This is a genomic window from Bacteroides luhongzhouii, from assembly GCF_009193295.2.
Lineage (GTDB): Bacteria > Bacteroidota > Bacteroidia > Bacteroidales > Bacteroidaceae > Bacteroides > Bacteroides luhongzhouii.
In genome coordinates, this window is record NZ_CP059973.1 from 3,517,268 (window position 1) to 3,530,402 (window position 13,135).

Sequence of the window (13,135 nt, forward strand, 5' to 3'; positions counted from 1 at the left end):
ATGAAAGTTACTTTTTTTATAGATAGGCCGGTCTTTTCGGCTGTAATCTCCATCGTAATTGTGATTGTCGGCATTATTGGCTTGACAATGCTTCCGGTGGATCAATATCCGCAGATTACCCCTCCGGTAGTGAAGATCAGCGCATCCTACCCGGGTGCGAGCGCACTTACCGTGTCACAGGCGGTAGCCACTCCGATTGAACAGGAAATCAATGGTACGCCGGGTATGCTTTATATGGAATCAAACAGTTCTAACTCCGGAGGCTTTTCGGCAACGGTCACTTTTGACGTATCTGCCGATCCGGATTTGGCAGCCGTTGAGATTCAGAACCGTGTGAAACTGGCGGAATCCCGTCTGCCGGCGGAAGTCATTCAGAATGGTATTTCAGTAGAAAAACAGGCCCCCAGTCAGTTGATGACGCTTTGTTTGACTTCTACTGATCCGAAGTTCGACGAAATTTACTTGAGTAACTTTGCTACTATCAATGTACTTGATGTGATTCGCCGTATTCCTGGAGTTGGACGTGTATCTAATATCGGTAGCCGCTATTATGCGATGCAGATATGGGCGCAACCCGATAAGTTGGCAAACTTTGGACTGACCGTACAGGATTTACAGAATGCGTTGAAGGATCAGAACCGTGAATCGGCAGCCGGTGTATTGGGGCAACAACCGGTGCAGGGACTGGATATTACCATTCCTATTACGACTCAAGGACGTTTGTCTACCGTAGGGCAGTTTGAAGATATTGTGGTACGTGCCAATGCCAACGGGTCTATTATCCGGTTGAAAGACGTGGCACGTGTATCGTTGGAGGCCTCTTCCTATAATACGGAAAGTGGTATCAACGGTGAGAATGCCGCTGTTCTTGGCATTTATATGTTGCCGGGAGCAAATGCGATGGAAGTAGCCGAGAGGGTAAAAGAGGCTATGGATGAGATTAGCAAAAATTTTCCGGAAGGATTGAGCTATGAGATTCCATTCGATATGACGACCTATATTTCCGAATCTATTCATGAAGTATATAAGACGTTGTTTGAAGCGTTGGTATTGGTTGTATTGGTGGTTTATCTATCCTTGCAAAGCTGGCGCGCAACGTTGATACCAGTAGTAGCGGTGCCTATTTCATTGATCGGTACTTTCGGATTCATGTTGATTTTCGGTTTCTCGCTCAATATACTGACATTACTAGGATTGATTCTTGCCATCGGTATCGTTGTGGATGATGCGATTGTGGTAGTGGAAGGCGTAGAGCATATCATGGAAACGGAGCATCTAAGCCCATACGAAGCAACGAAGAAAGCGATGAACGGACTTGCTAGTGCTTTGATTGCCACATCATTGGTATTGGCGGCGGTGTTCGTTCCGGTTAGTTTTTTAAGTGGTATTACGGGGCAATTGTATCGCCAGTTTACGGTGACGATTGTGGTGTCCGTACTTATTTCTACGGTAGTGGCTCTGACATTGAGCCCGGTGATGTGTTCATTGATTCTGAAGCCGGATAACGGAAAGAAAAAGAATATTGTTTTCCGAAAGATTAATGAATGGCTGGGCATCGGTAGCAATAAATATGTAGCTGCCGTGACTCGCACGATTAAACATCCTCGCCGGGTTATGAGTGCTTTTGGTATGGTATTGATTGCTATTATGCTGATTCATCGTATTATTCCGACCAGTTTCTTGCCTGTGGAAGACCAGGGATATTTCAAGATTGAATTGGAACTGCCGGAAGGAGCTACTTTGGAACGTACCCGTATCGTAACAGAACGTGCCATTGCTTATTTGGAAAAGAATCCATATATTGAATATATACAGAACGTAACGGGAAGTAGTCCGCGTGTCGGAAGTAATCAGGGACGTGCTGAACTGACGGTGATCCTGAAACCTTGGGAAGAGCGGAAGAACACCACTATTGAGAAGATTATGGATACGGTGGAAAAACATTTGAGGGAATATCCCGAATGTAAAGTCTATCTGTCCACTCCTCCGGTTATTCCGGGACTGGGTAGCTCGGGAGGTTTTGAAATGCAATTGGAAGCTCGTGGAGAAGCCACTTTCGATAATTTGGTAGACGCGGCAGATACATTAATGTACTACGCATCCAAACGCAAAGAGTTGGCTGGACTGTCATCTTCCTTGCAGTCGGAAATACCGCAACTCTATTTCGATGTAGACCGTGACAAAGTAAAGATGCTGGGTGTACCACTGGCTGATGTGTTCTCTACCATGAAGGCTTATACCGGTTCGGTATATGTGAACGACTTTAATATGTTCAACCGTATATATAAGGTTTACATTCAGGCAGAAGCTCCTTACCGGGAACACAAAGACAATATCAATCTGTTTTTCGTGAAAGCCTCCAATGGAGCGATGGTACCGTTGACTTCTTTAGGAAATGCTTCATATACCACAGGACCGGGAAGTATTAAACGTTTCAATATGTTTACTACGGCCGTTATTCGTGGAGCAGCTGCACAGGGATATAGTTCCGGGCAGGCGATGGAAATCATGGAACAGATAGCCCGTGACCATCTTCCCGATAATATCGGTCTTGAATGGAGTGGTCTTTCTTATCAGGAGAAACAGGCGGGAGGTCAGACAGGTATGGTGATGGCATTGGTATTTCTGTTCGTTTTCCTTTTCCTTGCTGCGCAATACGAAAGTTGGACAGTACCTATTGCCGTGTTGCTCTCTTTACCTGTTGCCGCTTTGGGAGCCTATTTAGGAGTCTGGGTTTGCGGATTGGAGAACGACGTCTATTTCCAGATTGGTCTGGTAATGCTGGTGGGACTTGCCGCCAAGAACGCGATTTTGATTGTAGAGTTCGCAAAAGTACAGGTAGATAAAGGTGAAGACCTGGTGCAGTCGGCTATCTACGCAGCCAAATTGCGTTTCCGTCCGATTCTGATGACCTCTCTCGCATTCGTACTCGGTATGCTTCCGATGGTATTGGCAAGCGGTCCGGGGTCGGCAAGCCGGCAGGCAATCGGTACAGGTGTATTTTTCGGAATGATATTTGCCATTGTATTCGGTATCATTCTTGTGCCGTTCTTCTTTGTGATGGTGTATAAAACAAAGTCGAAAATTTTAAAACATAAGAAATAATGAAACGAAAGAAACTATATATTGCTATCCTGTTACTTGCCGGAATCTTAACTTCCTGCAAAGTAGGGAAAAGCTATGTCCGTCCTGATCTTCATTTGCCCGACAGCTTGGAAAGAGCGCAGGACTCGATCAGCTTCGGCGACCAGGACTGGAGGGATATTTATACGGATGCCACATTGAGAAGCTTGATAGAACGTGCACTGGATCACAACAAGGATATGCTGATTGCTGCTGCCCGTGTGAAAGAAATGGCTGCACAGAAACGTATTTCCACAGCTGCGTTACTTCCGGATATCAAAGGAAAAGTAACAGCAGAACGTGAACTCGAGAATCATGGAGGCGACGCTTTCAAGAGATCAGACACTTTTGAAGCACAATTCCTTGTTTCATGGGAACTCGATCTTTGGGGAAATCTGCGTTGGGCACGTTCGGCCAGTATTGCCGAATATCTGCAATCTATCGAGGCGCAACGTGCATTGCGGATGACGATTATTGCTGAAGTAGCACAGGCTTACTATGAACTGGTAGCTTTAGATACAGAACTGGACATTGTAAAGCAAACATTGAAAGCCCGTGAAGAAGGAGTACGTTTGGCACGTATCCGGTTTGCCGGCGGATTGACTTCCGAGACTTCTTATCGACAGGCGCAGGTGGAGTTGGCACGTACGGCAACTCTGGTTCCTGACCTGGAGCGTAAAATTTCCCTGAAAGAAAACGATATTGCCTATCTTGCCGGTGAATATCCTAATAAGATAGCCCGTTCCCGTTTGCTTCAGGAATTCAACTCTCCGGAAACGCTTCCTGTTGGATTGCCGTCTACATTGTTGGAACGCCGTCCCGACATCCGTCAGGCAGAGCAGAAATTGATTGCTGCCAATGCAAAAGTGGGAGTGGCTTATACAAATATGTTCCCGCGTCTTGCCCTGACAGGTGGTTTCGGTAGTGAAAGCACCTCTTTGTCGGAACTCCTGAAATCTCCTTATGCAGTGATGGAAGGAGCTTTGCTGACTCCGATCTTTGGCTGGGGAAAGAACCGTGCGGCATTGAAAGCAAAAAAGGCAGCTTATGAGGCTGAAGTACATAGTTATGAAAAAGCCGTACTGGAAGCTTTCAAGGAAACACGTAATGCGATTGTCAATTTCAACAAGATCAAGGAAGTGTATGAACTTCGTGCCAATCTGGAACGTTCGGCCAAGAGCTACATGGACCTGGCACAACTGCAATACATCAATGGAGTTATTAATTATCTGGACGTATTGGATGCCCAACGTGGATATTTTGATGCACAGATTGGGTTGAGTAATGCTATCCGTGACGAGTTGATTGCGGTAGTTCAACTCTATAAGGCTCTTGGTGGAGGCTGGGAACAAAATCCCTAGAATTATCATATCGATTCACTCATTGAAGAAAACGTAAAGGCTATCTCCCACACCGGGAGGTAGCCTTAATTTTTCTTTCTTCTTCCTTTTGTCTTAAAAACAACAACAGAAGAATTTTCATAATTCGGAAAAAAGTGCGAAATTTGCAACGCTTTTCAAGTTTGACAAGAAACTTACTAACACCTTTAAATAAAAAATTAAAGAAAATGACTAAAAGTGCATTGCAAATCGCAAGGGCTGCTTACCAGCCCAAACTTCCGAAAGCATTGGCATCAGGAGCTGTTAAGGCTGTAGCAGGTGCTGCTACTCAATCTGTTGCCGATCAGGAAGCTATCAAAGCATTATTCCCGAACACGTATGGAATGCCGTTGATTACATTCGAAGCTGGTGAAGCTGTTGCTCTTCCCGCTATGAACGTAGGTGTAATTCTTTCCGGTGGTCAGGCTCCGGGCGGACACAATGTAATCTCCGGTTTGTTCGACGGTATCAAGAAATTGAACCCGGAAAACAAATTATATGGTTTTATCCTGGGTCCTGGTGGTCTGGTAGATCACAACTATATGGAACTGACTGCTGATATTATCGACGAATACCGCAACACGGGTGGTTTCGATATCATCGGTTCCGGACGTACAAAGCTGGAAGCAGAAAGCCAGTTCGAAAAGGGATATGAAATCATCAAAGAACTTGGTATCAAAGCATTGGTTATCATTGGTGGTGACGACTCTAACACAAACGCTTGTGTATTGGCTGAATACTATGCTGCTAAGAAGTATGGTGTACAGGTGATCGGTTGCCCGAAAACAATCGACGGTGACTTGAAGAATGATATGATTGAAACTTCTTTCGGTTTCGATACAGCATGTAAGACTTATGCGGAAGTAATCGGTAACATCCAACGTGACTGTAATTCTGCACGTAAATACTGGCACTTCATCAAGTTGATGGGACGTTCGGCTTCTCACATCGCACTGGAATGTGCTTTGCAGGTACAGCCTAACGTATGTATCGTTTCTGAAGAAGTAGAAGCTAAAGATATGTCTTTGGACGATGTAGTAACATCGATTGCTAAAGTGGTAGCTGACCGTGCCGCACAGGGAAACAACTTCGGTACTGTATTGATTCCGGAAGGATTGGTAGAATTTATTCCTGCCATGAAACGTCTGATTGCAGAATTGAACGACTTCCTGGCAGCTAATGCTGAAGAATTCGGTCAGATTAAGAAATCTCACCAACGTGATTATATCATCCGCAAACTTTCTCCGGAAAACTCAGCTATTTACGCAAGTCTGCCGGAAGGTGTTGCCCGTCAGTTGACTTTGGATCGTGACCCGCACGGAAACGTTCAGGTATCATTGATCGAAACTGAAAAACTGTTGTCTGAAATGGTAGCTACTAAGTTGGCTGCATGGAAAGAAGCAGGCAAATACGTTGGCAAGTTTGCTGCTCAACACCACTTCTTCGGTTACGAAGGACGTTGTGCTGCTCCGTCAAATTTTGACGCTGACTATTGCTACTCTCTGGGTTACACAGCTTCTATGTTGATTGCTAACGGCAAGACTGGTTATATGTCTTCTGTACGCAACACAACTGCTCCTGCCGCCGAATGGATCGCAGGTGGTGTGCCTATCACTATGATGATGAACATGGAACGTCGTCACGGTGAAATGAAACCGGTTATCCAGAAAGCATTGGTGAAACTGGATGGGGCTCCTTTCAAGGCATTTGCTGCGCAACGTGATCGTTGGGCTATCGAAACGGATTATGTATATCCGGGTCCGATCCAGTACTTCGGTCCTACAGAAGTTTGCGACCAGGCAACTAAGACTTTGCAGCTGGAACAAGCTAAATAAATACACTTCAGAGCAGTTGTTGATGCAACAGTTGCCATGAAGCGTTCTTTCAGGCACGGATTATGCGGATGAACACGGTTTTTAGTATTCTATTTCTTTTAACCATGTATTCCGTGTAATTCGTGCCTATCTCTAAAACATTGATCGTTTGAAGTAAATGCCGCCACGCAATAACAACCCGATGTCTGCCGTACAGAAGAAAAGAATAGTTTCCACTACAAAGAAAAAGGGAACGACTTCTTCTTCCAAAACTTCCCGTACCTCAAAAAAGGATCAGATGAAGCATCGAACTGTGATGCCTGTCTGGATTCGTAACATTTTGGCAGTGGTGATTATCGGTTGTTTTTCCGTTGTATTCTACTATTTCTTTATCCGTCCTTATGCTTATCGATGGAAACCTTGTCATGGTTTAAAGGAATACGGAGTTTGTATCCCTGACGGATATGATATTCATGGTATTGATATTTCTCACTACCAGGGAAAGATTGATTGGAAAAGACTGTTGCAGAATAAAGAGACGGCTACTCCTTTGCATTTTGTCTTTATGAAGGCAACAGAAGGAGGAGACCATAACGATACTACCTTTGAGGCGAATTTCGCCAATGCCCGTAACCATGGATTTATCCGTGGCGCTTATCATTTTTATATCCCTGGTACGGATGCTTTGAAACAGGCGGATTTCTTTATTCGTACGGTGAAACTGGCTTCCGGTGATTTACCTCCCGTACTTGATGTGGAAGTGACCGGACGAAAGGAAAAAAAAGAATTGCAGCAAGGCATTAAACGCTGGCTGGACCGGGTGGAATCTCATTATGGAGTGAAACCTATTCTTTATACTTCTTATAAATTTAAAACCCGTTATCTGGACGATTCCATCTTCAATGCATATCCTTACTGGATTGCCCATTATTATGTTGACTCTGTAAGGTATCAGGGGAAATGGGACTTTTGGCAACACACTGATGTTGGGAGTGTTCCCGGCATTAAAGAAGACGTTGACCTGAACGTGTTCAATGGCTCGTTAGAGGAACTTAAAAAGCTGACAATTAAGTAGCAGGTATTTCTTTTCCCAACAACTTATCTCTTCTCTCATTTGTTATAATCGTATTATTACTAAAAAAGATACGATTATGAACTTTGATATAGCTATTATTGGTGGTGGTCCTGCTGGGTACACAGCTGCCGAAAGGGCAGGGGCCAACGGATTAAAAGCCGTTCTTTTTGAGAAAAAGGCAATGGGTGGAGTGTGTCTCAATGAGGGGTGTATTCCTACTAAAACTTTGTTATATTCTGCTAAAATACTGGATAGCATCAAAAGTGCTTCCAAATATGGCGTTTCTGCCGAATCTCCTTCGTTCGATTTATCCAAAATCATGAGCCGTAAAGACAAAACAGTGAAAATGTTGACGGGTGGCGTGAAGATGACTGTGAATTCTTACGGAGTGACGATCGTGGAGAAAGAAGCTTTTATAGAGGGAGAGAAAGAGGGGATGATCCGCATCACTTGTGACGGAGAAACCTATTCCGTAAAATATTTGTTGGTATGTACCGGTTCTGATACAGTGATTCCTCCCATACCGGGGTTGTCTGGAGTCAGTTATTGGACTTCCAAGGAGGCGTTGGAGATAAAGGAACTTCCCAAGACGCTGGTCATTATTGGCGGTGGAGTGATCGGGATGGAATTTGCTTCTTTCTTCAACAGCATGGGAGTAAAGGTGCATGTGGTAGAAATGATGCCGGAAATTTTGGGAGCGATGGATAAGGAAACGAGCGGTATGCTTCGTGCCGAATATGCCAAACGGGGAGTCATTTTCTATTTGAATACGAAAGTAGTGGAAGTGAACGCTTATGGAGTCGTGATAGAAAAAGAAGGCAAGACTTCCACTATTGAAGCGGAAAAGATCTTGCTTAGTGTGGGGCGTAAGGCAAATCTATCCAAAGTGGGGCTGGACAAGCTGAATATAGAATTGCATCGGAATGGGGTCAAAGTAGACGAACACTTGTTGACTTCGCACCCCCGCGTATATGCTTGTGGGGATATTACAGGTTATTCTTTATTGGCACATACCGCTATTCGTGAAGCGGAAGTCGCTGTCAATCATATCTTGGGACTGGAAGACCGGATGAATTATGATTGTGTTCCGGGAGTTGTTTATACCAATCCCGAGGTGGCAGGAGTGGGAAAGACAGAAGAAGAACTGATAAAATCAGGACTTTCTTACCGTGTATCCAAATTACCGATGGCTTATTCCGGTCGGTTCGTAGCCGAGAATGAGCAGGGAAACGGACTTTGTAAGCTGATTCAGGATGAAGAAGGGAAGATTATTGGTTGCCACATATTGGGAAATCCGGCGTCGGAACTTATAGTGATCGCAGGTATTGCTATTCAGAGAGGCTACACAGTGGAAGAATTCCAAAAGACTGTATTTCCGCATCCTACGGTTGGAGAGATTTATCATGAGATAATGTTTTAACTCTTATTCTGCCTGACCTATGATTCGATGCATCTATAGTCCGTTTACTGATATTTACTTTCACTTGGCTGCGGAAGAATATCTGTTGAAGCAGGGAAATGAAGATATTTTCATGCTTTGGCAGGACACTCCTTGTGTGGTAATAGGGAAGCATCAGCGGTTACAGTCGGAAGTCGATCAGGAATGGGCGGAACGGGAGCGGGTATATATTGCCCGTCGTTTTTCCGGCGGGGGAGCAGTGTACCATGATTTGGGCAATGTCAATCTGACTTTTATAGAAACGGCTCCCCGCTTGCCGGAGTTCGTCACGTATTTGCAGCGGACGTTGGGTTTCTTGAATTCTATGGGGCTGATGGCAAAAGAAGGCGAACGATTGGGGATTTATCTGAATGGATTGAAAATATCGGGAAGCGCGCAATGCGTACATAAAGACCGAGTATTGTATCATTGTACGTTATTGTACGATACGGACCTTACAGCGTTGCGTCAAGCATTGAATCCGGAACCGATGGTTGATGATGAAATGTTGTCGTCTGTATACGCTGTCCCTTCCGTTCGGAGTGAGGTAACTAATATCCGCAGGCATTTGTTGGCGGGGACTGTCACTGATTTCAAAGAAAAGGCTTTTCAGTATTTCAGTAAGTTGCAATCCGTCAGTGCTTTCACCAGGGAAGAGATAGAAGCCGTCAATCAGCTCCGGGAAGAGAAATATATTCAGAAAGAGTGGATATATAGTCGTTGATGCTTGGACTGTACCGATTGCCATCCGGTTAAAATTTACTTAACTTAAAACTTTCTATTTCAGCCCATTGTTGTTATATATCTAAGGTTGAATAATAAATTTACTGTCTATGTCAAAATTCGAAATAAAAATGCCCAAGTTGGGCGAGAGTATAACCGAAGGGACTATTGTCTCTTGGTCTGTAAAGGTGGGTGACATGATTCAGGAAGACGATGTGCTTTTTGAAGTGAATACTGCTAAAGTAAGTGCGGAAATCCCTTCTCCCGTAGCAGGAAAGGTGGTGGAGATTTTATATAAGGAAGGTGACACGGTAGCTGTAGGAACAGTAGTCGCCATTATTGATTTGGATGGCGAAGAAGCATCCGGTACAGAGCCGGCAAGTGGAGGTGTTGCAAGCGAAGGAGCCGATGCCGGTCAGGTTGCTGCTAAGAATCAATCAGTGAATACTGCATCAACCCCTGTTGATACATCGAACCCCGTTGCTGTTGAGGAAGAACGTTGGTATTCTCCTGTTGTGATTCAGTTGGCGCGGGAAGCTAAGATTCCGAAAGAAGAGTTGGATGCTATACAAGGTACGGGCTATGAAGGGCGATTGAGTAAGAAAGATATAAAAGACTATATTGAAAAGAAGAAAAGAGGTGATATTGCTGAACCGAAGCCGGTCTCTGCCATTGCTGCTCCGGCTGCAAGCAAACCATCGGTTGCTGTTGCTCCCGAACCGGTAACTCCGAAAACGTCTCCGGCTACCTCTGCCCCTGCTGCACAGTCGGCTGTCACTTCATCCAAACCATCTGCTCCTGTTGCCATGCCTGGAGTTGAAGTGAAAGAGATGGATCGTGTCCGCCGGATTATTGCCGATCACATGGTTATGTCTAAGAAGGTATCTCCTCATGTAACCAATGTGGTAGAAGTGGACGTCACCAAACTGGTGCGTTGGCGCGAAAAGAACAAAGACGCTTTCTTCCGTCGCGAAGGAGTGAAGTTGACTTATATGCCTGTGATAACCGAGGCCGTAGCGAAAGCATTGGCAGCTTATCCTCAAGTGAATGTGTCAGTAGATGGATATAATATCCTCTTTAAGAAACATATCAATGTCGGTATTGCTGTCTCTCTGAATGATGGAAATCTGATTGTGCCTGTGGTGCATGACGCCGACCATTTGAATCTGAATGGTCTGGCAGTTGCCATTGACTCTTTAGCCCTGAAAGCGAGGGATAATAAATTAATGCCGGAAGATATTGACGGCGGTACATTTACCATTACCAATTTCGGAACGTTCAAGAGCCTGTTTGGTACACCGATAATTAATCAGCCGCAGGTTGCTATTTTGGGAGTAGGGTATATCGAGAAGAAACCTGCTGTGATAGAAACACCGGAAGGCGATACGATTGCCATCCGCCATAAGATGTATCTGTCTTTGTCTTACGACCATCGGGTAGTAGACGGAATGTTAGGAGGTAACTTCCTCCACTTTATAGCCGATTACCTCGAAAACTGGCAAGGCTGATAACTGATTGTTTCACTCATTAAGAACTTCATTCATTATGAAAAAGAAATATGATATAAAAACGACGGATGTAGAAACCCTGAAAAAGTGGTATCATCTGATGACATTGGGGCGTGCTTTGGATGAAAAAGCACCGTCTTACCTGCTGCAATCCTTGGGTTGGTCTTATCATGCTCCTTACGCGGGGCATGATGGTATTCAGCTGGCCATCGGTCAGGTGTTCACTTTGGGCGAAGACTTCCTGTTCCCTTACTACCGCGATATGCTGACTGTACTTTCTGCCGGAATGACCCCGGAAGAAATCATCTTGAATGGTATCTCGAAAGCGACAGATCCGGGCAGCGGCGGACGTCACATGTCAAACCATTTCGCCAAACCTGAATGGCATATCGAGAACATTTCTTCTGCTACGGGAACGCATGACCTTCATGCGGCCGGTGTAGCCAGAGCGATGGTATATTATGGACACAAAGGAGTCGCCATCACTTCTCACGGAGAATCTGCCACTTCCGAAGGATTTGTATATGAAGCTATCAATGGCGCCAGCCTTGAACGTCTTCCTGTCATTTTTGTGATACAGGATAATGGATATGGTATCTCTGTTCCTAAATCGGAACAGACAGCCAACCGCAAAGTTGCTGAGAACTTCTCTGGTTTCAAGAACCTGAAGATCATTTATTGTAATGGAAAAGATGTATTCGATTCGATGAATGCCATGACTGAAGCTCACGAATATGCAAGGGAAACCCGTAATCCGGTGATTGTGCAGGCCAACTGTGTTCGTATCGGTTCTCATTCCAACTCGGATAAACATACCTTGTATCGGGATGAGAACGAACTGGAATACGTAAAAGATGCCGATCCGCTGATGAAATTCCGCCGGATGTTGTTGCGCTACAAACGCCTGACGGAAGAGGAATTGCAACAGATCGAAGCTGACGCAAAGAAAGAACTGTCGGCCGCCAACCGAAAAGCGTTGGCTGCTCCCGATCCTGATCCTAAGAGCATCTACGATTTTGTGATGCCCGAACCTTATCAACCACAGAAATACAAAGAAGGTACTCATGAAGCAGAGGGCGAAAAGACTTTCCTGGTAAATGCCATTAACGAGACATTGAAAGCCGAATTCCGCTACAATCCCGATACGTTCATCTGGGGACAGGACGTAGCAAATAGAGAGAAAGGCGGTGTGTTTAATGTCACCAAAGGGATGCAGCAGGAATTCGGAGAAGCCCGTGTGTTCAGTGCGCCGATTGCCGAAGATTATATTGTAGGCACTGCCAATGGAATGAGCCGCTTTGATCCTAAAATCCATGTCGTGATAGAGGGAGCGGAGTTTGCCGATTATTTCTGGCCTGCCGTAGAACAATATGTAGAATGTACGCATGAGTATTGGCGCAGCAATGGTAAGTTTGCCCCGAATATAACGCTGCGGTTGGCTTCCGGAGGTTATATCGGTGGAGGGTTGTATCACTCTCAAAATATAGAAGGAGCTTTGACCACATTGCCGGGAGCACGAATTGTCTGCCCTTCTTTTGCAGATGATGCAGCCGGATTGTTACGTACCAGTATGCGCTCTAAGGGATTTACTTTGTTTCTTGAACCGAAAGCATTGTATAATTCGGTAGAAGCCGCCACTGTGGTGCCGGAAGACTTTGAAGTACCTTTCGGAAAAGCACGTATCCGTCGTGAGGGTACGGATTTGAGTATTATCACCTATGGAAATACGACCCATTTCTGTCTGCATGCTGCCGAACGATTGGAGAAAGAGGGTGGTTGGAAAGTAGAAGTGATCGATATTCGTTCTCTGATTCCGCTGGATAAAGAGGCAATCTTTGAATCGGTCAAGAAGACTAGCAAAGCATTGGTTGTACATGAAGATAAAGTATTCTCCGGTTTCGGTGCGGAGCTTGCAGCAATGATTGGTGAGGAAATGTTCCGTTATCTCGACGGACCGGTACAGCGTGTCGGTTCTACGTTTACTCCCGTGGGTTTCAATCCGATACTGGAAAAAGAAATTTTGCCGGACGAAGCTAAGATATACGAAGCTGCACGGAAATTATTGGAATATTAAA

Annotated in this window: 8 protein-coding genes; all 8 read left to right on the forward strand. The window is 45.0% G+C overall.

The features are described 5' to 3' along the window. The 8 genes from GD631_RS12825 to GD631_RS12860 all read left to right on the forward strand — a co-directional run bounded on the left by GD631_RS12825 (position 1) and on the right by GD631_RS12860 (position 13,134). Entirely contained in the window at positions 1–3,105 is a 3,105-nt protein-coding gene (locus tag GD631_RS12825; RefSeq protein ID WP_143257348.1) for an efflux RND transporter permease subunit, read from the forward strand. Next, on the forward strand, positions 3,105–4,484 hold the full coding sequence (locus GD631_RS12830; protein WP_143257349.1) for an efflux transporter outer membrane subunit: 1,380 nt from the start codon (positions 3,105–3,107) through the stop codon (positions 4,482–4,484). Before GD631_RS12825 ends, GD631_RS12830 begins: the two co-directional genes overlap by 1 nt. Positions 4,485–4,690: 206 nt before the next feature. Next, on the forward strand, positions 4,691–6,337 hold the full coding sequence (locus GD631_RS12835; RefSeq protein ID WP_143257350.1) for a diphosphate--fructose-6-phosphate 1-phosphotransferase: 1,647 nt from the start codon (positions 4,691–4,693) through the stop codon (positions 6,335–6,337). A 157-nt stretch (positions 6,338–6,494) separates the two neighbouring features. After that, positions 6,495–7,391, forward strand: a complete 897-nt coding sequence (locus GD631_RS12840; RefSeq protein ID WP_143257351.1) for a glycoside hydrolase family 25 protein — start codon at positions 6,495–6,497, stop codon at positions 7,389–7,391. Between the two features lie 76 nt (positions 7,392–7,467). After that, positions 7,468–8,811, forward strand: coding sequence for a dihydrolipoyl dehydrogenase (gene lpdA, locus GD631_RS12845; protein WP_143257352.1), 1,344 nt, complete (start codon positions 7,468–7,470; stop codon positions 8,809–8,811). Positions 8,812–8,830: 19 nt separating this feature from the next. Continuing rightward, positions 8,831–9,553 carry a lipoate--protein ligase family protein gene (locus GD631_RS12850; RefSeq protein WP_143257353.1) on the forward strand — a complete coding sequence of 241 codons (723 nt, stop codon included), beginning with the start codon at positions 8,831–8,833 and terminating at the stop codon, positions 9,551–9,553. 109 nt (positions 9,554–9,662) lie between these two features. Then, positions 9,663–11,060: a 2-oxo acid dehydrogenase subunit E2 gene (locus GD631_RS12855; RefSeq protein ID WP_143257354.1), complete on the forward strand. Its 1,398-nt coding sequence runs from the start codon at positions 9,663–9,665 to the stop codon at positions 11,058–11,060. 37 nt (positions 11,061–11,097) lie between these two features. Then, a complete protein-coding gene (locus GD631_RS12860; RefSeq protein WP_008774897.1) occupies positions 11,098–13,134 on the forward strand; it encodes an alpha-ketoacid dehydrogenase subunit alpha/beta in 2,037 nt (678 codons plus the stop codon). Position 13,135: the final 1 nt, after the last annotated feature.

Coding starts and splice junctions, on each gene's coding strand:
- GD631_RS12825 (WP_143257348.1), top strand. CDS start 1: ATGAAAGTTACTTTTTTTATAGATAGGCCGGTCTTTTCGGCTGTAATC.
- GD631_RS12830 (WP_143257349.1), top strand. CDS start 3,105: ATGAAACGAAAGAAACTATATATTGCTATCCTGTTACTTGCCGGAATC.
- GD631_RS12835 (WP_143257350.1), top strand. CDS start 4,691: ATGACTAAAAGTGCATTGCAAATCGCAAGGGCTGCTTACCAGCCCAAA.
- GD631_RS12840 (WP_143257351.1), top strand. CDS start 6,495: ATGCCGCCACGCAATAACAACCCGATGTCTGCCGTACAGAAGAAAAGA.
- lpdA (WP_143257352.1), top strand. CDS start 7,468: ATGAACTTTGATATAGCTATTATTGGTGGTGGTCCTGCTGGGTACACA.
- GD631_RS12850 (WP_143257353.1), top strand. CDS start 8,831: ATGATTCGATGCATCTATAGTCCGTTTACTGATATTTACTTTCACTTG.
- GD631_RS12855 (WP_143257354.1), top strand. CDS start 9,663: ATGTCAAAATTCGAAATAAAAATGCCCAAGTTGGGCGAGAGTATAACC.
- GD631_RS12860 (WP_008774897.1), top strand. CDS start 11,098: ATGAAAAAGAAATATGATATAAAAACGACGGATGTAGAAACCCTGAAA.